Genomic DNA, 24,943 nt, shown 5'->3' with positions numbered 1-24,943 from the left:
CTGCTCGATGCTGGCTTCGAGCGGTCTTTTCTCGACGACATAGCGCCGCCGCAATTCATCGAGTGAATACTGGGACATGGCGGCCTTCCTGAAGATTGACTGCGAGAAGCGTGTCGGTGAAATTTGTGGCGATTGTCTGAAGCTAGACCATGCCGTCATCGACTGCGCAGCGCCTTGTCGAAAGAACCGGACCGGCTCTCCATCTGAGGTCCCGCTGTTCTGGAGGCCACTGATCCCGCCTCGCGTCCACCGACCTCCGAGCGGAACCAACCGGTGTCTTCATCCCTTTAGAATGAGTGGAGCCTCGATCCCAGGGTGCTTCCGAGGGGACCGGCCCATGCTCCGACAAACCAGCAACGAAGAAGAGGTTCTGGACCGCACCGCCGAGGTCGCGGCCACCATCGCGGAAGAAGGCCTCCGGTATGTCAGCGACTCCGCGCCGGGGTACACGCGCAAGCGGACTGGAACCACTTTCAGCTACTACGACAAGGACGGCAAGCGCATCACCGATGCCGCCGTCATCCGACGCATCAAATCAATCGGCATCCCGCCGGCCTACGAGTCCGTGTGGATCTGCCCGTCGTCGAACGGCCACATCCAGGCAACCGGGCTCGATGCGCGGGGTCGCAAGCAGTATCGCTACCATCCGAAGTGGCGCGAGCTCCGAGACCAAAACAAGTACGAGCATATCATCCTGTTCGCGGCCGCGCTGCCCGCGTTGCGGGAACGGGTCGCCGTCGACATGAAGCGGGACGGACTGCCTCGCGAGAAGGTGCTGGCCACGATCGTTAGTCTTCTGGAGAAGACATTGATCCGGGTCGGCAATGCCGAATATGCCGAGAAAAACAAGTCCTACGGGCTCACCACCATGCGCCGCAAGCACGTCGAGGTCGGGCGCGGCGTTCTTCGGTTCGACTTCACGGGCAAGTCGGGCAAACAGTGGAAGCTTCGCGTCGAGGACAAGCGGATTGCCGCGATCGTGAAGCGCTGCGCGGAGATCCCCGGACACGAGCTCTTCAAGTACCTGGACGACGACGGACAGCCCCGCACCGTCGATTCCGGCGACGTCAACGCCTACATCAAGGATATCACGGGCGAGGACTTCAGTGCCAAGGATTTTCGGACTTGGGCGGGAACGGTTCTGGCAGCGTTGGCCCTGACCGAATTCAAGAAGTACGATAGCCAGGCCGAGGCGAAGCGCAACGTCGTCTCCGCCATCGAAAGCGTCTCGAAGCAGCTCGGCAACACACCGGCGATCTGCCGCAAGTGCTACGTGCATCCGGAAGTCCTGAACGCCTACATGTCTGGTGACCTCGTGAAGATGATAGATGCCAAGATCGCGCAGAAGTTCAAGCGCCAGTACGCCAAGCTCACTCCCGACGAGATCGTGGTGCTGGCATTTCTCCGCAAGCGTCTCAATTCTCTGAAGGCGCCCGCCTAGCCTCGCGTACCAGTCTCCGAACGCCCGCGTCCTCCTCGATGCCTGCGCGCACGCCTCGGCAGGTGCTCTCGTCGGCAGAGCGGGAAGTGGCGTTTTGCGGGGCGCAGCGATCCGAGTTATATGCAACGCTGCGTGAACGGCGGAAAGGCGCTCGCATTCCGCACTCCAACAAGAGCGCACCTGCGGGTGCGCTCCTCCCTGCGACCAAGCGATTGCAACACCACTATCAGTGTGCAACCAGCGGACAGGCGGAGTCGGACAACTTCCCGAATGCTTCTTCGCCCGACATAGTGTGAACCAGTTTGTAGTAGTCCCAAGGCTGTTTGGATTCCTCGGGTTTCTTGACCTGCATGATATACATCTCATGCTCCATCAGGCCGTCGGCACGGATCTTGCCGTTGCTGGTGAACATGTCGTCGATCTTCATCTTCTTGAGCTCGGCCATCACCTTATCTGAATTGGTGGAGCCGACAGCCTTGACCGCGTTGAGATAGGTCATGGTCGCCGAATAATAGCCCGCCTGATTCATAGTGGGCTCGCGCTTCGTCTTCGCATAGTAGCGCTTGGCAAAGGTGCGGGTCTTGTCGTTGAGATCCCAATACCAGCCCGTGGTGAGGTAGAGGCCCTGTGCGGTCTTGAGACCGAGGCTGTGAATGTCGCTGATGAAGGCGAGCAATGCGGCGGGCTTCATTGTCCTGGCGATGCCGAACTCGTCGGCAGCCTTGATTGAGTTAGTGAAGTCGTTGCCGGCATTGGCCAGTCCAAGCACCTGCGCACCCGCGTTTTGCGCCTGTAGCAGATAGCTCGAGAAATCCGACGTGGAGAGCGGAACGCGCACGGCGCCAGTGACCTTGCCGCCATTGGCCTCGACGACCTTCGAGGCGGACTCCTGCAACTGGGTGCCAAAGGCGTAGTCGGCGGTGAGGAAGAACCAGGTTTTACCGCCCTGCTTCACTATGGTTTTGGCCGTACCGTTGCCGAGTGCCGTCGTGTCGTAGACGTAGTGCACCGTATAGGGTGTGCAGTCCTTGCCGGTCAGTGATGCGCCGGCTGCGCCGATAGCGATGAACGGAATTTTCTTCTCCTTGGCCACATTGTTCATCGCCAGGCTAACTCCCGTGTTCGATCCGCCGAGAATCATCGTAACGCCGTCGCGATCGGCCCATTCGCGAAATTTTTGCGCTCCGACGTCGGGCTTGTTCTGGTGATCGGAGACCATGATCTCGATCTTGTTACCTAGCACGCTGCCGCCAAAATCCTCGATCGCCATCTTGGCCGCCTCGACGCCGCCGGGGCCGATCACGTCGGCATAGAGGCCGGACATGTCGTCTATATCGCCGATCACAACCTTGTTTTCGGCCGCGTGTGCAGTCGTCACCGCCATTGACGCTGCAAGCAATAATTCAAACGTTCTTACCGCAATGTATTTCATTTTACGTTCCTCCTTTTTTGATTTCAGCGCGAGGTCTTAAGACTTCGCATCGTGGGGCGGTGCTCGGTGAAATCAACCAGACCATCGGACCGAATTCCGGCTCAACACTACTTGCCGAACGTGTCTACCTCCGCGAAGCGGCCTTTTGCGTTGGGCGCTGAAGCTGCTTTTGGGGCCTGTTCAATACAAAGAACAACCCGAGGGCGGCCCCTCCAAGTACCGTCGCAGCGTAGGGCACCCACCGACTGAGGGAGCCAGGTGCCAGAAGAGCCGTGGTCCCGGATTCCGCGCTGAAGCTGCCGCGCGTGCGGTGAAGCGAGTGCACGGGCTGGTAGAGATTGTCTATTCGGTCGGGACCGATCGGGTGCTCAGTCTGCTGTCCTCCGATGCAAACCTTCGCGAGATAGCTGTCCAGGAACTTGGGCATGATCATGTTACCCAAGATGAGCTTGAGGGTGCTCAAGCCTATCCAATATTCCCGCGCCGGCTTGTTCGCAGCCCCGAATACGACGTCCGCTATCAGTTCGGGCTCGACGACGGGAGCCACCGGCCGCGGCGACCGGCGCATATGGGCCCTAGCCCAGTCAAACTGCGGCGTGTTGACGGCCGGCAACTGCAGCATGGTCAAATTGATGGCGCTCCGATCATGGATAAGCTCGGCTCGCAGGGAATCGGTGAAGCCTCTGATGGCGTGCTTGGCTCCGCAATAGGCCGACTGCAGCGGAATGCCGCGATAGGCCAATGCCGAGCCGATCTGGATGATCGATCCTCGATTTGCCCGTCGCATGTGGCGAAGTGCGGCCATCGTGCCGTGCACGAATCCGAGATAGGTCACCTCGGTGACGCGGCGGAATTCATCAGGTGTCATTTCCCACGACGGCGAAAAGACGGTGACCATTGCGTCGTTCACCCATACATCGATGTGTCCGAAGGTTGCTGCGACGCGGTCAGCGGCCGCAAATACCGCCTCGGCATCCGCGACATCGAGAGGGAGAACGATGGCTCGGCCTCCCAGCTTTTCCACCTCGTCCCGAACTTCCTGGAGAGCTGTTCCATCCCGCGCAATGAGCCCGATCGAGAAACCCGCCTGCGCGAACCGATGGGCCGCCGCACGACCCACCCCTGCAGACGCACCGGTGATGACGACCACCTGACTTGGCTTGACTGGCAGATAATTCACGGCTTGGCTCCTGATGTTCATTGCACTGAAGCGAATGCACGCCTGGCTAGTTCGCCGGAAAGGCGACCGTGGTCAGCAAAGCCATTGCCGGCTGCCGCGAATCAAGCCTTGTATGCTGAACCACAATCGGTGCACTCGCCTCGATGAGCGAGGCGTAGCTGGTGTCACGTGGCACGGGCGCGGGGTCGGCAAGATCATTGAAGCGCATGTGCAGCGTTCGCCTGGCAGGTACGGTCAGGACGTAGGGACCGACGGGGGCGCGGTTTTCGAAGAACAACGTGATCCTGACCTCGGCATCGCGGTCTCCCGCGTTCAGGAAGCAAGCTGTTTCGTGCGAGACGAGATCGTGGGCCTCGCTAACGCCACCGCTTGGAATATACCCCTCCGGGATCGCCCAAATGGTGCAGCCGAGCTCTCGCATGTCAATCCTCCAACCTGATCAGCGCCAAGCCGGTTTCAGCATCCTTTCTCTTGCGCAAATGTGTCGGGCTCTCCGTAACGACGACCTCGAGTGTGGGACGGACCATCCCCGATCCCAAATGCCCGGCCAGCGCCGCCCCGTCGCGCTTGCCCACCACCAAATGAACGTGGATCGACGGCTCGCCCGAGGGCGCCAGAGCGACGTCGCCGACCAGAGATGCCACTTCCACCTGCTCGTTGAGGGGGTTCTCCAAATACTCCTTCTTTTCCCAATCGAAGTATTTCAGAACGACCTCGCTGAAGGCGCCGATCCCAGTTATTTGTGCAGCCGAGATACGTTGCTCCTTCGCCAGTGCAGCCAAGCAATGCATTGCTTCTTCACCCGTCTCCAGCACCACCGCGAAGGTTCGCTGGCCTGCGTTCTTGCTGAGAATTTTGTGCTTCATCGGGTTTCACCTATTTTTTGTTAAATACTCTCGTTCGCTCAGATTCTGATCTCTCCCTGACGCGCGAGAGTGCGAATGCGGTCGGCGGTACGGCACGCGATCGCTTGAATGGTCAAGGACGGATTGGCTCCCCCAACCGTCGGAAATACAGAACCGTCGCAGATCCACAGATTCTGGATGTCCCAGCTTCGGCAATCCGCGTTCACCACACTGGTTCCAGGATCGGTGCCCATTCGCGCAGTGCCATTCAAGTGGCAGGTATCATCCTCCTGGATCCAGATATCCTTGGCATCGACGGCTCGAAGTGCCTGGCTCATGAACCGGAGCGAATGATCGATCAAACGCTTGTCGTTTTCGCACCATGAGTAGGTCACGCGCGGAATTCGCAAACCGTATTGGTCGACCTCCTCGGTCAGGGTGACGCAGTTTCTTTCCTGGGGCAGCATTTCACCGACGATCTTCAGACCGACGACATGGTTGTAGTTCTTCATTTCGGCGATGAGCCTGGGCCCCCACAGGCCGTGCGCGCTCGCCTGCGTATTCGCCCAGAGTTGCGGCAGTGGCCCTTGGCTCATGTAGGCGTAACCGCCAAAAAAATCCTTGCCCCTATCCTCGTAGTTCCAGTGCTCGGTGATCGCGAGCGAGGGCGGCCCCTTGTAGGATCGTACTTCGTCGGCCATCACGCCCCACACTGCCTGATTGGACTGCGCCATCAGGTTCTTCCCGAGCAGACCCGAGCTGTTGGCAAGCCCCTCGGGAAACTTGTCCGTCGCGGAATTGAACAAGAGTCTCGGCGTTTCGATCGCATACCCGGCGACGACGACGTTGTGCGCACGCTGGAAATGCCAGCTGCCGTCACGATGATAGTGCACGCCCGAGGCGAGACCGGTCCTGCCCACCTCGACAAGGCCGACCATGGCAAGGTCCCTGATTTCCGCGCCTGACGCGAGCGCCCGCGGGATCCACGTCACCAGTGCGCTCTGCTTCGCGTTCGTCGAGCACCCCGCGACGCAGAAGCCGCGATAGACGCAAGGGTGCGCCAGACCTCGGGGAGCGGAAAGAGTGGCAAGTGGTGTTTCGGTCCACTTGATCCCCATCGCGTCGCAACCCTTGGCGAGTGCACGCGCGGCCGCGTTGAGCGGATGGGCTCGATAGGGGTACCGCGGTCGCGGCGGCCCCCAGGGATAGTTGATCGGTCCGGATATCTTCAGTGCCTGCTCGACCTCGGTGTAATAGTCCCACATCTCGCGCCAATCCAATGGCCAGTCGGCCCCGTAGCCAAGTAGCGTGCGCGCCTTGAACCACTCGGGTCGGAAGCGAAGCGACACCATGGCAAAATGCACCGTCGAGCCTCCGACGGCCTTGCCACAGTTATTGCTGCCCAGCTGCAGCGGATTAGCCCCGTCCACGATGCGATCGTCGGTCCAATAAAGCTTGGTTTGCTCGGACTCATCGGAGGCAAAGTCTTCGAGTGGCCGAAAATATGGCCCGGCATCGAGCGCAACGACCGAGAAGCCGTATTCGGCGAGCTTACACGCGAGCGTGCCGCCGCCCGCCCCCGTTCCCACGATGGCGAAGTCTACAACCTCGTTCTCGCGGTACTGCTTCATCGGCACCCAAGCGCCGGGTCGGAAGACATCCGGGGCGCGGCCGTTCCGGGCACGCGGACTTTGCAGGGGGTCATCGGACATGGCGATTGATCCTCGCTGCCTTGTCCTCAGCGCCCGGCTTTGCTTCAGCTGCCTCCCAGGGATCGCGCTCGTTGAAATCAAGACGCACATAGCCGCGCGGACTTGCCGGTCCACCCCAACCGATCTCGCTCCAGGCGGTCGGGTGTGCGTAATAAACAAGCACGATGTCGCGTAATAATCTGCGTTTGAAAAAGTCCGCAGAGCGCATCGTGCCCCACTCCGAGTCGGTGAGCGCACCAGCTTCAGCACGACGAAGCAATTCATCTTGCTCCGCTTCGGTGATCTCGTTGAAACGTCGCTGGTAGGCCAGTTGCGCTTCGGCATCGATGGCCTTCAGCCCCTGCCGCCACGCTTCCCGGTCTCGCGGCATTCCGGCAACGCGATAGCCGTCGCAAGTACCTTCCTGCAGCTTGCTGTCGAGGAGCGCGGCAACTGGAACTCCCGGCCGATCGGCCGGCTGCGGGAGGATACGGGCGGCGATTGCCGAAACGGTCTCGAACTCGGGGACTGTGAAGAACCGCGGCTCCGATGCAATCGCCAAACGGCGCGCCACGACCGCCCGGGTCTGGTCATTCCATGATGGTCCGCTACACTTGTTCAGAACGTCGTAGTCGGGATAAGGCTCGCTTGAGGTAACAGGGCGCGTCCTGTCATGCATCAGGGTACTCCCTCATCAGATCGAGCGCCGCAAGACCGGCAACGGCGAGCCCGGCAAAGCTCGGCGGCGCCGGCAGCGGTGGCCCGCTGAGAAGATTCTGGCTCCAATTGCGCCAGCCACCCATATTCCGCGATACGCCATAGGCGTGAAAACCGACCCCTGCCACGCCCATCCCTACAAGCAGTCGCATCCACCAGCGCGCGAGCCGATGTGGGCGTCGTGCGCCGGCTGATGCCGCCAGAAGCAACCCGGCTCCGATCGGCGGCAGGGTGACCGGAACGGCCATCACCGGATTGTGGAATGCCCCACGGAAATGCAGCAATCCCACTTCCCCCGTCGTCCCCAGCAACCCAGCTGCGGTCACCGCCGCGATCGTCCGACCGGCTGGCAACGAGAGGACCTTGGGCCTTGTTTGTGACTTGCTCTCGCGCACGCGCTCCGAACAATATCCCAAAAGGCCAGAGAGCAGGATCGCCATAGGAGCGCCGACAGGCGCGCCATAAAATAGGTTCTGCCAGCTGAAGCCACCGACCTTCTTCGTCACGTTGTACAAATGAAAGCCGGTCCCAATCAGACCGGTCGCGGCGGCCAATAGATAAGTTGTATCACGCGCTCCATGAGCGAGCGGGCGCGTGTCCGCAGTGCCGTGGGCACTCATCGCAAGCGTCACGGCCGATACGACGAGCGGCACGAACATGGCCTTGTTCTTGAAGGAGCCGCGGTAGTGCTCGACCGCGCTATCGGCGAGCACCGAGGCTGCCAGGCCCCCGGCCGCGCGGTTCAATCGGCGCGCCGCGACTACGGACTTCTTCTGCGTCGATTTGTTCGGTCGCGAGAGAACTGCTGATCCTGTCGGGCTTGCCGGCCGGTGGGCCAGCGAACGCGAGACATCCGCAGCATACTGGAAAGCTGACTGTGTTGTTCGTGTCATGTGGTTTACTCAAACAGCATAATGCGCGGCATCCGCCTCTTTGAAGGCCAGCCCGTTTCCCGGTCGCGACAGATCGGGACGGATGACTCCGTTCTTCGGGACGGGAGCGCCTTCGAACAGCAAGTGTTCGATCCGGACATGGTCATGGAACCATTCCAGGTGACGCAAGCGCGGCGCAGCGCAGGCTGCGTGCAGATGCAGCGAAGGCGCACAATGGGCGGACAAATCGACGTGAAATGCGTCACACACGGCAGCGATCTGGAGGAAACCGGTGATCCCGCCACAGCGCGTCATATCCGCCTGCTGCACATCGACCGCACGCGCAGCGAGCATCCTCCGCACGTAGTCCACCGTGTAGGCGTATTCGCCCGCCGCGACCTCCATTCCAGCCGGGACGCGCGCGCGAACCGCTTGCAAACCATCGAGATCATCCGACGAGACGGGCTCCTCGAACCAGCTCACGCTTTCCTGGACGAAGGCGTTTGCAAGCTCGAGCGCTTGCTTGGGTGTATATGCTCCATTTGCATCGACAAAGAGACTGGCGCGTTCTCCAATCGCTTGCTTGGCGAGCCTCACTCGCTCGGGGTCGCGTTTCGGCTGCGAGCCGACCTTCATCTTGACGTAGGCGCACCCCTGTTCGGCGACCCAAGCTCCGAGCTGCTCTTGAAGTTCATCATCGGAATATGTGGTGAAGCCTCCGCTCCCGTAGATTGGGACGCGAAGCCGGTAGCTGCCCAGCATGCCGACTAATGGCATCTCCAGGAGCCGGGCCTTGAGGTCATAAAGCGCCGCATCCACCGCAGATATAGCGGTCGCCGCGAGTCCTTCTCGACCCAGATTGCGCACTGCACGGTGCATGGATGACCACGAGCTCTGAGGAGCCATCGAGTCCTGACCTTTGATCGACGGATACAATTCGGCGTCGATCAGGCCGACGATAGACGCACTCGAATAGGTGTAGCCTAGGCCTTTCTTGTTGCCGGCCCACGCCTCGACGACGACAAGAGTCGTCGAATCCCAGCTGAAGGTCCCATCTGCTTCCGGCCGATCGGTCGGAACGGAAAACGCTCGCGCGCGCAGGCGGTCGATGGGAATGTCGGGCTTCATCTATTCCTTCCCAGGCACGATACTGGTCAGCAGCTCCTTTGCGCTGTTCTTGAGCACGCTTCCGAGCTCAGGCTCTGACGGAATCATGCTGATGAAGTTCTTCGCGTCCTTCAGCGTGATGTGCGGTGGCAAGGGCGGCACGTTCGGATCGGTGTAGGCCTCCAGCACCACGGGACGGTCGGCTGCGAGGGCCTCATCCCAGGCGGCCCCGACCCTGTCCGGATTGTCGACAAATATTCCCTTCAGCCCGAGCAGCTCGGCGTACCGATGATATGGAAAATCCGGGATGCTCTGCGTGGATTCCGTCTTGCCGGAGCCGAGCTGGATGCGCTCTTCCCACGTGACTTGATTGAGATCGCGGTTGTTTAGCACGAGAACGATGAGTCGGGGATTCGACCATTCCTTCCAGTATTTGGAGATGGTGATCAGCACGTTGAGCCCGTTCATCTGCATGGCTCCATCCCCCATGCACGCGATGACGGTCCGGTCCGGATAGGCCATCTTGGCCGCAAGCGCGTAAGGAGTGCCCGCGCCTAGTGAAGCCAATCCGCCCGAGAGCGAGGCTTTCATGCCGCGGCGGATCTTCAGATCCCGAGCATACCAGTTCGCCACGGACCCGGAGTCGGCCGTGATGATCGCATCATCCGGAAGCCGCGGTGACAACTCCCAGAACACGCGCTGTGGATTGAGCGGATCGGCAGAGTTCATGGCACGTCGTTCCAACGTGCCCCACCATTCGCGCACACCGCTTTCGATGTCCCGCCGCCAAGCCGAGTCCTGCTTTCGGTCAAGAAGGGGGAGCAGCGCGTTCAATGTTGCCGCGCTGTCGCCAACGATGTTGACCTCCATGGGATAGCGGAGGCTGAGCCGCGAGCCGTCGATATCGATTTGCACGCCAGGCGCGTCTCCCGGCTTGGGCAGGAACTCGCTGTAGGGGAATGCGGACCCCACCATGAGGAATGTGTCGCAGTTCTTCATCAGATCCCAACTGGGCTTGGTTCCGAGTAAGCCGATAGAGCCGGTCACGAATGGCAGATCGTCGGGCAACGCGGCCTTTCCGAGCAGAGCCTTCGCGACGCCCGCTTGGAGACGCTCGGCCACAGCGATGACCTCGTCCGTTGCTTCGAGCGCGCCTGCGCCGACCAGGATGGCCACCTTGTCGCCCCTGTTGAGCACGTCAGCAGCGGCACGGAGCAAGGCCTCGCTTGGTATCTTGGCGGGCCCCGCATAGCCGAGCCCGGTGTGGGTCGCGCCATGTGCGAGCGGCGGATCGCTGTAGTCGAGCTCCTGCACGTCCTTCGGCAAGATCACGCACGTAACGGCGCGTCTGAAGTGCGCGATCCGAACAGCCCGGTCGATCAGGTGGCGAACCTGGTCGGGGACGCTCGCTTGCGCGACGTACTCCGTGACGTCCTGGAAGAGTGTTTGGAGATCGACCTCCTGCTGATAGCTGGCTCCGATCGCGCTTCGCGCCTGCTGCCCGACCAAAGCGACCACAGGAACATGGTCCATCTTGGCGTCATACAGGCCATTCAACAGGTGGATTGCACCCGGTCCGGACGTCGCGTAGCAAAGTCCCACCTGACCGGTGAACTTCGCGTGCGCCGAGGCCATGAAGGCGGCCATCTCTTCATGCCGGACCTGCACGTACTCCATTTTGTCCTTGGCGCCTTCTAAAGCGACGTCCAGACCTCCGACGCCGTCTCCGGGGTATCCATAAACCCGGCTCAAGCCCCATTCGGACAGCCGATGCCAAACAAAATCGCTAACGTTCATTGGAATTGCCTTCGGGGTGGCGCCGCCACAAGCGGACGATGTAAAGACCAACGTGAAAAACAGACTAACGTTTCGGTCTGCTGGTCACGGGCGCTACGCTGTCTGTACGGTCACGTACCGCTAAGCGCCGACGAAGTCCCCTAACGAGCTAAATCGGATTCGACAGGCGGGATTTCGGACGTAGAGCCAACGAGGTGACGTCCTGCATATCTCGTCTCGCTTCTGTCACGTAAGGAAGCGCTGCGCTTGGCCCTTCACAAGATCGACTCCAGACTTGAGATCAGTGGCAGCTCAATGACAAATCGGGCGACAGGATCTGCCGACAGTCCTCCAAATTGACCTGCGACAAGCGATCCACCAGTCAAGGCGGCAGCGCCGCAGCCCGGGACAAGCCACGAACTCGGTACGGGAACGCACATTGGGTGTTCAAGTGCGAGCAGCACAGACGTAGAAGCAATGGTCGATATTGATCCGGCACCGGTCGTGCAAGCTGGCGGCGATCTGTGACGCGATGGCTCACGAGGCGAGCTTCCGCTCTACATCTAGTGATCCAGATGCGGATGGCAGTTTGCGAGCTCGCTCCGTCACCTGCGAGCTAAAAGGCCCTCATAGGGATGGGGGTCATTGTGTTGGCCTGCATCTGTTTATGCAGTCCCCACCACTGCATCTAAGGTCTACCAACGTAGATACGAAACCTTCAATCGACCAACGCATTCATGGGACAGGGCCCAGCCCTTGAACGAAACGAGGTGCTGGGAAGGAGCCCTTCATGGCAACGCTCGATATCGACGTCCTCTCTCCCGCAAAAGCCGAACGTGAAGTTCAGTGTCGCCGAGACCTGGTTACTTCCAGCCTTGGGAGTGCGACCGGATGGCATGATTGCTTCGATGCCCTCGGCACCCCCGCCGATTACTTCGTCGACCGTCTAGCCGATGTAGCCATACTATGTAGCTGGGAGCGGCGCGTGGACGGTAGGGCAGCTCTGATCCCTACCCGCCCACCGACGGCATTCGCCACCTTAGCGAGAGCGCTGATACCCAAGCGTGAGAGCATCGGCATTGTGGTCCCAAAGCCGGTGCTCATGCTAGGCGGCGGCCCGAGGCACCTCACCCCACCGACAATCAACAGAGGAGGCACCGACGATGGACACAGGACGCAGATCGCGCGTCACGAGACGCCGTTTCGTGCAGCAGGCCGGCCTTGCGGTTGCTGCTGCCCCACTCATTTCCGCGCCATTCGTGACGCGGGCGTTAGCCGATACCAAGACGCTGACAATCGTGCAGTGGAGCCACTTCGTCCCCGAGTACGATAAATGGTTCGACGCATTTGCTAAAGATTGGGGCGACAAGAACAACGTTTCGGTCGCCGTCGACCACATTCCGGTGGGGAATATTGCGGCACGCGCAGCTGCCGAAGCCTCCGCTGGATCGGGTCACGACATCTTCGGATGGAACGGCTCCGGGGGAGCGCATCTATATCGTAAATTCCTCGTCGATCTGACAGGCCTCGTCGAGGCAACCGAGAAGAAGTACGGCAAGATTTCCACGATCGGCCGCCAGATCGGCTACAACCAGGACGACAAGACCTGGTCCGCCTTTCCCGATTTCTACATCAGCTTTCCCTCGATGTATCGCAAGAGCATGTGGGACGAGATCGGTATAACGCCGGACACTTGGGACAATGTGCGCAAAGGCGGGGCGAAGCTGAAGGCCAAAGGTCACCCGGTGGGCATTTCGCTCGGCCATAGTAACGACCCCAATACGACTTGGCGCGGGCTATTGTGGGCCTTCGGTGGCGCGCTTCAGGACGAAGCTGGCAAGAATGTCGTGCTCGATAAGAAGGAGACGGTCGAAGCCGTCAAGTTCGCAGCGGCACTCTATAACGATGCTATGACGCCCGAAGTGCTGTCGTGGGACGATTCCAGCAATAACCGCTACCTCGCCTCCGGTATCGGCTCGATGATCATCAACCCGATCTCGGCGTACCGGACATTCCAGAAAACTAATCCGAAAGGAGCCGACGACACGTTCGTGATGATGCCGCCAAAGGGACCGGCGCGCCAGATCATGGGCGGCTCGGCGGAGTACTACGGCATCTGGAATTTCGCCAAGAACCGGGAGGGCGCGATCGATTTTCTCAAGTACTACGCGGACCATTGGCCGGAGGCATTCAAGGCGAGCGAAGGCTACAACAATCCTTGCTTCGCCAACCTCGTGCCGAAGCCAATGCCTATCCTGTCGAGCGACCCGACCTCTACGCCAAACGACAAACTCATGGTGCTACAGGGCTCGGATGCCTGGTCGGCAGCTCCTGGCTATCCCGGGCCGTCGTGGCCTGCTGTGGACGAGGTCTATAACGACTTCGTCATCTGCGACATGATGGCGAAGGCGGCCGTTGGCCAGATGTCTGCCGAGGAATCGGTCAAATGGGCCGCCAAGCAAGCCGAAGCCGTCTTCAAAAAATGGCAGGGCAGCTAGGCCTCGGCCGCGGATAGCGTGTGTGCGAGGTCGGAAACGAGAGGACGGACGAGGCTCAAGCCGAAGTCCGGATGTGCAATGGCCGCAGTACTTGCCAAAAACATTGTCAAATCGTTTGGGGGCGATGTACCTGCCGTCAATGGAATCAGTCTGACGGTCCCCGATGGGGAGTTCATGGTGCTGCTAGGCCCATCAGGCTGTGGCAAGACGACGCTCTTGCGGATCATCTGCGGCCTCGAAAGACAGACCAGCGGCGATCTTTTGATCGACGGCCGCATCGTAAACGAGATACCCCCACGCGCCCGTGGCGTGGCGATGATGTTCCAAAGCTATGGTCTCTATCCTCACTACACAGTGCGGAATAACATCTCGTTCCCGCTACGCACGCAGCGGGTCTCGAGGGCCGCAATCGGCAAGAAGGTCGAGTGGGCCTCTCAACTGCTCGGCATTGGCCATCTACTCGACCGGCGACCGCGCCAGTTGTCGGGGGGAGAACGTCAGCGTGTCGCGCTGGCGCGCGCGCTGGTGCGAGAACCGACCGCGCTGCTGCTCGATGAGCCGCTTTCCAACCTTGACGCCAAATTGCGCACGTCGGCCCGTCAGGAGATCAGGCAATTTCAGCAGCGCGTCGGCCTCACCACCATCTACGTGACCCATGACCAAGTTGAGGCCATGGGGATGGGCGACCGAATCGCCGTCATTGATAAGGGAAAAATTCGCCAGGTGGGGACACCGGTCGAAATCTATAACAACCCCGCCGACCTCTTCGTCGCAACCTTTGTCGGCGCACCACCCATGAACATCGTAACCCAAAATGGCGGCGAATACCTCGGCTTCCGCCCCGAGAACTTCCTACCCAAGGCCATGGTCGAAGATGAAAGTGCAGCCGAGTTTTCGTTCCGGGTTGATCGATCGGAATATCTTGGCTCGGAGCGGATCGTATACGGGGTGCTAGAAGGCTTTAGTTCGGAACAACTGATCACGGCAAAACTGCCTGGCGCGCACGTAGCCGAGGCAAGTATCCGCACCGGCGAGTGGCATGCGTTCGCGGTGAAGAGGAGCTCTCTTCGGCACTTCGACAGCAGCGGCAACCGAATCGCCCAACACTGAACGGAGCGTATATGGTCGTTGTCGCTGAAACACTCCCCAGACCGGCAACACGATTTCAATTTCTGCTCGATCGGCGCGATGCGCTGGAAGCGGTCCTGATTGCACCGGCCATCCTCTACGTCCTTTTGCTCGTCGGGTTGCCGCTGCTGCTGGCGATCTACTACTCGGTCAGCGCCTACACTCTCTACAATCCCACGTGGCACTTTGTCGGGCTGGCAAACTTCGAGCAGATCATCCAAGACCCGACCTTCACCCACACTTTGGCCAACACCTTCATCTTCACTTTTGGATCCCAGCTGCTTGGGCTGGTGCTCGGAAAGTTCGGAGCCTTCCTGTTGCTACGGCCATTTCCCGGACGCAAAATCGTCAGAGCGCTAATCATCCTGCCGTTCGCCGTGCCCGTTGCGCTCGCCACGATTGCCTGGCGGTGGATGTTCGATTCGCTCTACAGCGTCATCACGTGGACGTTGATCGCCATGGGGCTCGTGGAACGCGTAAACGCGCCGAACTGGCTTGGCGATCCCCATCTGGCAATGCTGTGCGTGATCATCATCAATGCCTGGCGTTTCTTTCCGTTTGCCATCGTGATTTTTCTCGCCGGGATTACCGCGGTTCCGCAGGACGTACTTGATGCGGCAACGATCGACGGCGCCGGCTTCTGGCGGCGCAACTACCAGATCATCCTGCCCATGATTTTGCCAATCGTGGCGATCGGATTGATTTTCGGCATCGTGTTCACGTTTACGGATCTATCCATTGTATTTCTGCTGACCCAGGGCGGCCCGGTGGGGGCGACCTCCGTGCTGGGTTTTGCGGGCTTCCAGACCGGCATCGTCTCAGGCGACATTTCGCATGGCGCGGCCATCTCTCTGTTCATGCTGCCGGTGCTCCTGGTCGTCGTTATATTCATGCTCCGTTTCATTCGGCGGCGGGAGATCTGAAATGCCCCGCACGATCACCCGCTCGCTCGGCCAGGTCGCGTTCTTTGTCGCCTTGGCGTTTTTCGTAATCCTTGCGACCTTCCCGTTCTACTGGATGGTGATCACCGCATTCAAGCCGAACAGCGACCTCTATAATCTCGGCAACAACCCGTTCTGGTTCAACCAACGACCGACGCTCGACCATGTGATCTATCTCTTCGATCAGACATTGTTCGCGCGCTGGCTATTGAACTCGCTGATCATCGGCCTCTGCGTCGTCATAATAACGGTCATTACTGCCGTGCCTGCAGGCTATGCCATGGCCCGCATGACGAGTCGAAAGGGAGAAGCGCTAGGCATCGCGATTTTCCTGACTTATCTCGTCCCGCCGACTCTGCTGTTTCTGCCGCTGTCCCGAATCATTGCCGAACTTGGCCTTCAAAATTCGATGTGGTCGTTGGTGCTGGTCTATCCGACGTTCACAATCCCGTTCTGCTCGTGGCTGCTGATGGGGTTCTTCAAGGCGCTTCCAATCGAAATCGAGGAAGCAGCGATCGTCGACGGCTGTAGCCTCTTTGGCGCGTTCATCAAGATGGCAGTCCCCCTGTCAGTCCCAGCAATCCTGACGGTGGTGATATTCACTTTCACCTTGACCCTGCAGGAGTTCGTCTACGCGTTGACCTTCATCTCGTCGTCTGACCAGAAGCCGATCACGCTGGGCGTGTCGACGGACCTCATTCGCGGCGATGTGTTTTTCTGGGGCGAGATCATGGCGGGTGCGCTGATCGCCGCCGCTCCGGTGGCGATCGCCTACAATCTGTTCCTAGATCGCTTCATTTCTGGCATCACCGGCGGCGCCGTCAAATAGTAACGGCCGCGACGAACATCTCGATCCCGGAGGATCGAGGAGTACAGGAGGCCAGAATTGCGCCTGCAAACGGGTGACGCGCCGCTGCTGCTGTGTCGGTCGTCGCGACCTCGCCTGCGTGCCCTCATAACGGGCAGGTGTCAGGTATTGTACGGTGGCGGACCGAGATCATCCGCCTACGTATCCTGGCGGGCCGCTGAGCAACAGCGCACCTGCGACCCTCTGACGCTTGGATCCCCAAAGGCTCATCGGAACGCAAGCTCGCGAGACATCGTTGCATTCGTACACAACCCAGCCACGAAGGCATGGATGAACTTGCGAAGTTTTCTTCTCGTCCTCACTACTGCTGGTGCGATTTCCTTTAACTCGACCTCGGCCTTGCTCGCGGCGCCGATGGTTGGAGCGACGGCATCCGTTCAGCCGGTGCAGTACCGGCCGTGGCATCGTGGCCTGAATCGGCCGCACTGGCGCGGACATTACGCACCCGGTGCCGCCATGGTCGGCGGCCTCGCCGCCGGAGCTCTGATTGGCAGCGCGATTAGCGATGCGAGAGCCGATGCCAATGACCTAGTGCGTGCAGCGCTATCAATCCTATGATCCCGCATCCGGCACATACCTCGGTTACGATGGCGTCCGGCATCCGTGCCCCTAACCGTTCGGGTAGACCGCTGCAGCGGGCTATTCCGATCTCAAGCCGGCCCGCCCCCGAAATGTGGCCTGCTCGAGGAACATACTGAATGGACTCGGGCGAGTTCACCAAACGCGTCGCGATCGCGGTGACGATCGCGACCGTTCCGTTCCTGCTCTGGTATCTCCGGTCGGTGCTGCTGGTGGCCGTTGGCGCGACGCTCCTCTCCGTCGTCCTGGACCTTCTGTCCCGGCCGCTGCGCTGGTGCCGAATCCCGAGAGCCGGTTCAGTTGGGCTTGCCGTGCTTCTTCTGTTCGGATCGCTCGGTGCCACCGCCTATATGTTCGGCACCACGCTATCGAGCGAGATGGAAGACGTGCTGAAGCGCGCGGATATCGCAGCCAAAACAATCGCCGACGCCTTGCAGAATTCCGCTTGGGGGGTCTCACTCCTGCAGCACGTGGATGCCAGCCAGCTCTCGCTCACAAGTTGGGCCGGCAACATCGCCAGCGTGAGCAGCAGCGTCTTCGCTTCCTTGGTGGTCATGATCGCAATGGGCGCGTACATGGCGGCTCAGCCAGGGGTATATCGAAAGGAAGTCCGCAAGTTGCTTCCTCGCAGATGGGCAAGCCCGCTAGAAGCGGCAGCCAAGCACGTCGTCCACTCACTACAGCTCTGGAGTATCGGGCAGGCCATCCAGATGGTACTCGTGGGAGTGCTCACGACAGCGGCAGTCTGGCTTATCGGCCTGCCATCTCCGCTCGCTCTGGGTGTCATCGCCGCGCTTGCCGAATTCATCCCGTACGCCGGCCCCTTCATTGCCGCGGTGCCTGCGCTGCTCGTCGCGACCGCGCAGGGTTGGTCCACGCTGCTTTGGACCCTGCTGGCCTACATTGCCATTCAGCAAATCGAGGGAAACGTGCTGCTCCCGATCATCCAACGGCGGCTCATCGCCGTTCCGCCGGCTATGATCTTGTTCAGCATCTTGGCCGTAAGCAGCCTTTTCGGGATGGCGGGCGTAATTTTCGCCGCGCCTATCAGCGTCATGATTTATGCCGCGCTGGAGACAATGGCTCCAAAGGAGAGAACTGCGCACGCTGGTTCAGGGCAAACGCAAGCCACTTCTCGTCATCAAGCGCGGGACCATTTCTAGTGCGGGGGAAGATACACACCAGGAACTGCGCTGGCGGGCCATCGAGGGTGCTCCTCCTGCTGATGGCTGTGATCCCACTCTCACTCGGCACTGCCTACATGGCCGCGCCGCCGGCGCTGCGGTTTGTGACCAGCGCCGCGGCGATTGCTGTTCTGGCGGAGTGGATCCGACGCGGGACGGAGCAGCTCGCGCGGCACGCAGGACCTACCATCGGCGGCCTGATCATGGTTACGTTCGGCAGCGTCGCGGAACTGGTGTTGGCTCTATTCATACTTGCGAGCGGCGAAACGGCCGTCGTTCAGGCCCAGATCACCGGCTCGATCATCGGCACGAGCCTTTTCGGCTTGGGGATTGCGATCCTGATAGGCGGCCTGTCGCGGCAGCGGCAGACATTTAACCCAGCCAAGGCCGGGCTGCTTTCGACGTTGCTGATTCTATCAGTTATCGCACTGCTTTTGCCGGCGGTGTTCGACTATACGGGTCGGCAGGATCACTTGCACAACATCGGACTTACCGATGAGGAGCTGAGCCTAGGTGCATCGTTAGTCTTGCTTCTGCTCTATGCAGGAAACATCGTCTACACACTGATCACTCATCGAGACGCCTTCGCCGACGAAGAAGCTGAGGGCGATCCTGCGTGGGGTCTGGCATTATCGATCGGCATCATAGTTGGCTGCACCGCGATAATCGCGATCGAAGCCGAAATCCTCTCTGACGTGCTGACCCAGACGGCCACAGCGCTCAGCATCTCGCCGACTTTCCTTGGCGTGATCGTACTGGCCCTCGTCGGGACAAGCGCCGACATCTTCGCGGCGAGTTGGTTCGCTCACCGCGATAACATGACGGCCGCGTTGAACATCTGCGTTGGATCCGCCATCCAACTCGTGCTGGTGGTCGCGCCGCTGTTGGTCCTTATCTCGGCGTTCATGGCAAAGCCCATGAGCCTGGTGTTCGGCAATCCGCTCTATCTGTTTGCAATCGCGAGCACGGCATTCATCGTGAACGCGATCGCACGCGACGGCGAGACCACCTGGTTCGAGGGCCTGCTTCTGGTGGGCGTGTATTTGCTATTCGGGCTCGGTTTCTTCTTCATTGGTCCAGGGTGACCGCCCCTGCTGACGCTATCGGACCTCAAACCGAGCCCGGACGCGCGGTGCCTTGCACGCCTTCACCGTTGTGCGCTGCTCGGAGGCGCCGCAGACCGAAGCGCTCGAGAGCCCTGCGCTGCCTGGCTGACCCGAAGTTGCGCGGTCGCCGGCGAATCGACGCTGGCGGTCCTTCCGTCTCGACATGGTCGAGACAGTCCGTCCCGTCGTGGCCTCATCGTGTGAGGATATCTCCATCGCGCCATCCGCGGTCATTGAGTGGGCAAGCTGGCAGATCTCTGGCGGCGAAACGCCTCCTTGGAAGTTAGTCGGCGAACAGGTCCGGGTGCGCCGGCGGGTCGGCCGGGTACACCAAAAGGCGGGTATCCTGCGGCCGAGCCGCCTCGGTAATGATCGCTCGTTCGATCTTTGCCGCTGAGAGGATATGAAACACCTGCTCACCGGCGGCGAGCAGGTAGTCGGTGATGATCCGCCGGTGGCACCGCCACCACACCGTTTCGGCGCACATTATGGCGCAGCGCTGGGTTGCGCCCAGCCGGCGCAAATGATCAAGCGCGCCACGGAAGCGCTCGCTCATGGCATAGTCGGCATAGTTGTGAAAACTCTTGTTCGTCCAAAACGCGTTCACCTCCGGCGCTACCTCGCGCACGCGACTGCGCAGCCCCCCGAGCGGGGCCATGTGCTCATATTGTATGCCATGCGGCCGCAGGGAATCCGGGAGTAGCTCCCGGTTGTACTGCGGGTTAGTGCTGGAACGCGGCATCGTGCGCACATCGCCAAGCAGAGTCACCTCGACGCTTCGCAGCAGGCCGACGAATTCATCCAGCGGCCGCGTGCCGTGACCGATAGTGTAGAAGGGGTGTGCCATTCCGAATCTTCCTCTCCACCTAGAATCCAATTTGGGGCTTGATCCGCCGCACGCCAGCGCCTCGGCGTCGGATTCGAGCGGAATGTCAGCAGCGGCCGATCCCTCCTTCGAGAGGAGGCTGATGAACCGAGAATTGGAACTTTGCGGCGGCATGATGGGTCCAATGCGCCGATCAGGATTCAAGGCTCTCCGGAATCCTTCAGTGCCGTCGCAGCGACTCGACGGTCGGCTTCATTGGTTCGCCCGGGAACGCCAAGCCCGTGATTGCTAGAAGAGCGCGGCCACGCTGGGGCCACCGGATAGGCGTACATGATCCCCGGGTCCACGGGAATCGAGAGCCGACGATCCCGCGAATAGCATCCACGTCTACCGCCGCGCTCCGGACGATGTCTGGAGAACGAAGCGTAGGGGAACCCGGGTCCCCGCCCAGTCCGTTGCCAGCTATGCAAGCGACTGTGCATCGCTTGCTGAACAGGCGATCGGATCTCCCGATCTGGCTCAGGTAGTTCTTACCCTATGGCTGGTCGCCATCGCTTTTTTCGCCAAGCTGCGCTCGGCGCGAACCTCGCAGGCAGCGTCCATCGGGCTCATCGTCGACGAACTCGTCACCGATGGCTTCAAATGCGTCTTTCCAGCGGTCGCTCCGTACCGGTCAAGGTCGACGTGCCCGCCAAGGAGGATCGGACCCTGGTCTGCGTCCCGGCCGACGGCGTCGCTGCTCAAGCGAGGTGAAGAGCGGACCAGGAACTCGGTTTATCAAGCTGCTGACCACGCACATGGGAACGATGACGTGCGATCGACGCCTAGCCCGAACCGCACTTCGATTTTTCAGGGCCGGTGCAACCGAAATCCGGCATCGACGTAGAAGGACTCGGAGCTACTTGCATGACCTTCGAGAAAAAACAGAAGACAGTTGAAGAGCTGACCCGCCTCCGGGAGATGCGGGCCGGCACCACCGATCCCCTGGCGACGCGGCTGCTGCAGGACATCATTATGGAGCTCGAAATCGGCCTCGAGCTTGCATCACAGACGGGAGCATCGGATCAGGCGAGGCCAGCTCCTCCCGAGCCGCCACCTAAGTAGTCCGCTTTCACATCCGACCGGCCCGTCGAGCATCGTCGCAGACGCAGCGACAATTCGGCCGCACAATAGGCTTCAGCGTCGGGAACGCTGCCGCGAGGGCTCTCGGCTTGCGAGCGACATCCTAATATAGCCGGCCCAAAAGGGCTCGGGGCCCTTCAGCCCGGGCGGTTAATCTATTGACGCGATAGGCTTCACTCCCAAGGCTCGAGGCAATGCTGGGAGCGAGGTACGCGGATTGCCGATCGTTCCCGGCACCATGCCGCAGGCCAAACGTGCAGCCTCATGAGTTCGACGTGCCTCTTATTTCCTGGGGGCCGTCACACTGAAATGCAAAGGCCGCGAAAAACGACATTGCGCCGCGCTAGTGGCGGCAAACAAAAAGGAGCCCCGCCGAAGCGGGACCCCTCATTGGCCTGCTCCAGGCGATCACTTCTTGCTCGGACCTGAGCCCGACGAACCAGGAGAGCTGCTCTCGTTCGCGCTCGGCTGGTTTGCGCTCGGCTGGTTGGCCGTCGACGAGCTTCCGTTTGCGATGGCGACTGACCCGTCGTACCCGACGGACTGGGTGAGCTCTGCCCCGTCGAAGACGGCTGGTTCTGCGCCTGACCCGAGTTCTGGCTCGGCGTCTGACCGGTCGCGTTCTGCTGGTTCGACGGCTGGCTGGTCTGGCCCTGAGCGGTACCGGTGCCGCTCTGGCCCTGACCTGTCGAGGTCTGAGTGCCCGTCAGAGTCTGGGTGCCGGTCGAGGTCTGAGCCCCGGTCGACGACTGCGACTGGATGCTCTGGCTCGCCTGCTGGCTCAGCCGGCCGGAGACGCCGAGCGACGACACAGTGCGCATGTCGATGCTGCCGGTCACCGCGATTCCCTGCTGACGCTGATACACCGTGATTGCCTCACGGGTTTCCGGACCCCAGATGCCGTCGGCTTCACCATGCAGGATACCGCGCTCGATCAACACGCGCTGGATGACGCGGATGTCGTCCGGCGGAAGATCGACCACCGCCATCGTGCTGCCGCCGCTGCTCGCGCCGCCGCCGCCGTGACCGGCGCCGGCGAAGCGCGCCCGCGGACCGACCGGGACTACGTCAACGATGCGGCGATCACGGTCGACGATCACGACTTCGTCCTCCACGACGAAAAAGCTATCGTCGCGATAGGCGGGGAAGACGTCGATCAGCGCCGGATAAGTCGAGACAGACGCGATGGTCACGCTCGGCGGGACCGCGATGCCGGCACGAACCTGGAAGTTGATCGAGCTCGCGTTAACGCGCGGAGCGTTGCTGGCCTGCAGAACCGATTGCTGCAGTGTCGTGCGCTGCTGCGCCGACACGGTCTTGCCGCTCTCGGTCTGGATCTGGCTGTTGGCAGTGGTCTGGCTCTGGGTCTGACCCTGCGTGTTGGTGTGGCCCTGGGCGGCGTTCTGGTTGGTGCCGGAGTTCGGATCCCGCTCCTGCGCGCTCTGGCCGGATCCGCTCTGCGGGCTGGACTTGTTGTCAGCCTTGTTGTCCGCCTTTGCGTCGGCCTTGCCCTTGTCCTGCGAGCGGTCCTCCGTCCGCTGCGTGTTGTCGCGCTCGGACTTGTTCTGACCGGCCGCCTGATCCTTGTCCTTCTGGCCGTGCTGCTGCGCGCGCTCCTTGTTGCTGTCGCGCTGCTCCTTGCTGGAGTCCTGCGAGTGGCGCGCATTGTCACGCTCAGACTCTCGCCCTTGGCCCGCCGTCGGATCCTTGCTGCTGTCGCGCTGACCTCCGGCGTGGCCACGCTCCTGCGTGCCGGATTCATCGCGTTGCGCCCGGCTGGACTCGCCGCCTGGCGCGGATGGTCCTTCGGCTCGGCCGCTGTCGCGAGATTCGGACCCGCGGCCCTGCGTTACTCCATCGTTGTGGGAAGTACCTTCGCGGCTGGATGCGCCGCTGCCCATCCCGCCGCCGGAATGACCGCCCGCCGACATTCCCTTTTCGGTCGCCGCGCCGCCGGCGCTGCCCGCGCCACCGCCCACGCCTTGCGCAGACGCGAAGCCCACGCTCGCAAGCAGTACCGCCGTCGTGACCAGCAACCTACTCTTCACTCTCTTCAACATCAAAAACTCCTCCTCGATCGTTCGTGTGTTCTCAGATGAAACAGGACACAACCGACGCCCTTTCGACGGGGGTGTCCGTCGCGGGCAACCGGGAGGAGATGCAATCGTTCCTTGGATCTCCTTGCACCTCGGTTACGTCCGGCGATCCAACCACGGAGTAGCCCAAGACCAGTGGCACGTTGCGGGACGATGCGCCTCGAGAAGCTCGGCTCGGCGCATGTGCGCTCGGAGCCGAGCCAAGGCTTTGAGGAGCCGTGATCACCAGTGGTGGCGATGCCAGCGATCGTGGTGGACGACGCGGCGCGCATAGGGACCACCGTAATAGGCGAACGCGGGCCGAATGACACGACGATAGCGAGGCCCGTAGTAAGCCGGCGCGTACCCGCCGATCAGTGTGTTCGATTTGTCGAAGAGCTTGACGGTCTGCCGGGTCTTGTCCACCTCGACCCTGTCGGTCTTGGAGGCCTCGCCGTCCGTGCCGCCCGTGTCCACCACGACGATGGCTTCGCCCGCGCGTTCGAACTTCTTTCCGGAATTCAGGGCTGTTAGAAGCTGCTCGCTCATGTGAAACTTCTCGGCAATCGCCCCGCGGGGGCTGGTATAGCTGAGTTTCGGAATATCCTTCATGCCCTCCATCGTCGATGGAAGCTTCTCGAGGAATGGACCGGCCACGTCCTTCTCGGTGATCATGTAATCGGAAGTAATCGGCCGACTATCAACGCGCAGCGCCTTCAAGACATCGTCGGTCGGTTGATCGGCGCTCGGCAGTTGCTGGGCTTCAGCGTACGCACGCAAGGCCTTGCTCGCATTCTGTCCGAACTTGCCGTCGATCTCGCCCGGCGAAAAGTGCGCCCTGTCAAGCAGGACCTGCAATCGGACACCGGCGGGCGTCGCCTTGTCCCTGGACAGCGATTTCTTCGAAGGCTCAGCCGAATTGATCGCTTCGGGGCTCAGTCCGGCGCTCCAGGCCGGGCTCGCAGCGAGCATCAAGACCAACACCAGGATCGGGTATCCTCTCCGAGACCACATGCTGTGCCCTTTCATTGGTCCCGCCTTCTACCCGGCCTCTACGAAGAACGCCCGCACGACCCAGACAACGGCACCCGACATCAGATAGGACATCGCCAGGAGGGTCCATTCTGGAAGCGCGGTACGGGCGGCGAGTCGCTCCGCCAATCTCATCAGCGGCCTCAGCATTCGCCTTCAGGAAGACGCGCGAGGTACGCAAGTCGCAAGCTCGCGAGCTCCTCCATGTCCTCTCTGCGCGTTTCGCATCTCCTTTGGAGATGTCGCCCGGGCAAGCACCGACGGCGGTCGGCGGCATCGACACCGTCGTGGGTCGCGCGAAAGATCGACCAAGCTGTTTCTACGGCCGTGCGGACGCCCACGGCGTCGACCATTCTCAAGCTCCAAAGCGGAGATGTTAGGTTTGATCAACGTCCTCCGAGGTCAAAAAGTTTCCGCTTTTTCCCGATGCGTCCGGGCATGCTGAGTTGAACTTTTGACGTAAGTGGAGCAAGTGCCGTTCGGCTTAACTAGGGCCATGCAGCAGGAAGCGAGACTGAGAAGG

At 60.9% G+C, this 24,943-nt stretch carries 21 protein-coding genes and 1 pseudogene; 9 read left to right on the top strand and 13 right to left on the bottom strand.

Features of this window, described 5'->3' with window-relative positions; translation table 11 throughout:
- Positions 1-337 precede the first annotated feature (337 nt).
- Entirely contained in the window at positions 338-1,441 is a 1,104-nt protein-coding gene (locus tag ACFQX9_RS28485; protein ID WP_377791184.1) for a DNA topoisomerase IB, read from the top strand.
- Between the two features lie 226 nt (positions 1,442-1,667).
- Here ACFQX9_RS28485 and ACFQX9_RS28480 read toward each other — a convergent pair whose 3' ends face one another.
- From ACFQX9_RS28480 to ACFQX9_RS28440, 9 genes are all read right to left on the bottom strand, one after another.
- Entirely contained in the window at positions 1,668-2,873 is a 1,206-nt protein-coding gene (locus ACFQX9_RS28480; RefSeq protein ID WP_377791183.1) for an ABC transporter substrate-binding protein, read from the bottom strand.
- Between the two features lie 124 nt (positions 2,874-2,997).
- Positions 2,998-4,044 carry an SDR family oxidoreductase gene (locus ACFQX9_RS28475; protein ID WP_204514017.1) on the bottom strand — a complete coding sequence of 349 codons (1,047 nt, stop codon included), beginning with the start codon at positions 4,042-4,044 and terminating at the stop codon, positions 2,998-3,000.
- A 55-nt stretch (positions 4,045-4,099) separates the two neighbouring features.
- Positions 4,100-4,474 carry a sensory rhodopsin transducer gene (locus ACFQX9_RS28470; protein ID WP_204512616.1) on the bottom strand — a complete coding sequence of 125 codons (375 nt, stop codon included), beginning with the start codon at positions 4,472-4,474 and terminating at the stop codon, positions 4,100-4,102.
- 1 nt (position 4,475) lies between these two features.
- Positions 4,476-4,919, bottom strand: coding sequence for a PPC domain-containing DNA-binding protein (locus ACFQX9_RS28465; RefSeq protein ID WP_204512617.1), 444 nt, complete (start codon positions 4,917-4,919; stop codon positions 4,476-4,478).
- Positions 4,920-4,957: 38 nt separating this feature from the next.
- Entirely contained in the window at positions 4,958-6,610 is a 1,653-nt protein-coding gene (locus ACFQX9_RS28460) for a GMC family oxidoreductase (protein WP_204512618.1), read from the bottom strand.
- Complete coding sequence (locus ACFQX9_RS28455) at positions 6,600-7,268, bottom strand: gluconate 2-dehydrogenase subunit 3 family protein (RefSeq protein ID WP_377791182.1); 669 nt, start codon at positions 7,266-7,268, stop codon at positions 6,600-6,602. The genes ACFQX9_RS28460 and ACFQX9_RS28455 overlap by 11 nt, the downstream gene beginning before the upstream one ends.
- A complete protein-coding gene (locus tag ACFQX9_RS28450) occupies positions 7,261-8,052 on the bottom strand; it encodes a hypothetical protein (protein WP_231190086.1) in 792 nt (263 codons plus the stop codon). The genes ACFQX9_RS28455 and ACFQX9_RS28450 overlap by 8 nt, the downstream gene beginning before the upstream one ends.
- A 156-nt stretch (positions 8,053-8,208) precedes the next feature.
- The gene (locus ACFQX9_RS28445) at positions 8,209-9,306 is read right to left on the bottom strand and encodes an enolase C-terminal domain-like protein (protein ID WP_204512620.1); all 1,098 of its coding nucleotides are present in this window, start codon (positions 9,304-9,306) and stop codon (positions 8,209-8,211) included.
- Positions 9,307-11,082, bottom strand: coding sequence for a thiamine pyrophosphate-requiring protein (locus ACFQX9_RS28440; protein ID WP_204512621.1), 1,776 nt, complete (start codon positions 11,080-11,082; stop codon positions 9,307-9,309). It abuts the gene before it with no gap.
- Positions 11,083-12,266: 1,184 nt separating this feature from the next.
- Here ACFQX9_RS28440 and ACFQX9_RS28435 point away from each other — a divergent pair.
- From ACFQX9_RS28435 to cax, 7 genes and pseudogenes are all read left to right on the top strand, one after another.
- Complete coding sequence (locus ACFQX9_RS28435; RefSeq protein WP_204512622.1) at positions 12,267-13,559, top strand: ABC transporter substrate-binding protein; 1,293 nt, start codon at positions 12,267-12,269, stop codon at positions 13,557-13,559.
- Positions 13,560-13,637: 78 nt separating this feature from the next.
- Positions 13,638-14,669: an ABC transporter ATP-binding protein gene (locus ACFQX9_RS28430; protein WP_204512623.1), complete on the top strand. Its 1,032-nt coding sequence runs from the start codon at positions 13,638-13,640 to the stop codon at positions 14,667-14,669.
- 11 nt (positions 14,670-14,680) lie between these two features.
- A complete protein-coding gene (locus ACFQX9_RS28425) occupies positions 14,681-15,610 on the top strand; it encodes a carbohydrate ABC transporter permease (protein WP_204512624.1) in 930 nt (309 codons plus the stop codon).
- A gap of 94 nt (positions 15,611-15,704) precedes the next feature.
- Positions 15,705-16,457 carry a carbohydrate ABC transporter permease gene (locus ACFQX9_RS28420; protein WP_231190011.1) on the top strand — a complete coding sequence of 251 codons (753 nt, stop codon included), beginning with the start codon at positions 15,705-15,707 and terminating at the stop codon, positions 16,455-16,457.
- Positions 16,458-17,028: 571 nt separating this feature from the next.
- Positions 17,029-17,109 (top strand): annotated as a pseudogene (locus tag ACFQX9_RS28415) (BA14K family protein); the annotation flags it as partial.
- Between the two features lie 85 nt (positions 17,110-17,194).
- Positions 17,195-18,238: an AI-2E family transporter gene (locus tag ACFQX9_RS28410; protein ID WP_204512625.1), complete on the top strand. Its 1,044-nt coding sequence runs from the start codon at positions 17,195-17,197 to the stop codon at positions 18,236-18,238.
- 47 nt (positions 18,239-18,285) lie between these two features.
- Complete coding sequence (gene cax / locus ACFQX9_RS28405; protein ID WP_311979603.1) at positions 18,286-19,344, top strand: calcium/proton exchanger; 1,059 nt, start codon at positions 18,286-18,288, stop codon at positions 19,342-19,344.
- Between the two features lie 304 nt (positions 19,345-19,648).
- On the opposite strand, the gene ACFQX9_RS28400 is transcribed toward cax, so the two are convergent.
- Positions 19,649-20,212, bottom strand: a complete 564-nt coding sequence (locus ACFQX9_RS28400) for a DUF488 family protein (RefSeq protein WP_204512626.1) — start codon at positions 20,210-20,212, stop codon at positions 19,649-19,651.
- An 885-nt stretch (positions 20,213-21,097) separates the two neighbouring features.
- Here ACFQX9_RS28400 and ACFQX9_RS28395 point away from each other — a divergent pair.
- Positions 21,098-21,295 carry a hypothetical protein gene (locus ACFQX9_RS28395; protein WP_204512627.1) on the top strand — a complete coding sequence of 66 codons (198 nt, stop codon included), beginning with the start codon at positions 21,098-21,100 and terminating at the stop codon, positions 21,293-21,295.
- 317 nt (positions 21,296-21,612) lie between these two features.
- Here ACFQX9_RS28395 and ACFQX9_RS28390 read toward each other — a convergent pair whose 3' ends face one another.
- The 3 genes from ACFQX9_RS28390 to ACFQX9_RS28380 form a co-directional block, all read right to left on the bottom strand.
- Positions 21,613-23,373 carry a peptidoglycan-binding protein gene (locus ACFQX9_RS28390; protein ID WP_377791180.1) on the bottom strand — a complete coding sequence of 587 codons (1,761 nt, stop codon included), beginning with the start codon at positions 23,371-23,373 and terminating at the stop codon, positions 21,613-21,615.
- A gap of 258 nt (positions 23,374-23,631) precedes the next feature.
- Positions 23,632-24,363, bottom strand: a complete 732-nt coding sequence (locus ACFQX9_RS28385) for a peptidoglycan-binding protein (protein WP_377791179.1) — start codon at positions 24,361-24,363, stop codon at positions 23,632-23,634.
- A gap of 66 nt (positions 24,364-24,429) precedes the next feature.
- On the bottom strand, positions 24,430-24,555 hold the full coding sequence (locus tag ACFQX9_RS28380; protein ID WP_283842365.1) for a hypothetical protein: 126 nt from the start codon (positions 24,553-24,555) through the stop codon (positions 24,430-24,432).
- Positions 24,556-24,943: the final 388 nt, after the last annotated feature.

Origin of the sequence: Bradyrhizobium sp. GCM10028915, from assembly GCF_042666195.1 — a bacterium.
Classification (GTDB): domain Bacteria; phylum Pseudomonadota; class Alphaproteobacteria; order Rhizobiales; family Xanthobacteraceae; genus Bradyrhizobium; species Bradyrhizobium canariense_D.
Note: the sequence above shows the minus strand (reverse complement) of the source record. Positions and strands in the feature narration are given on the sequence as shown.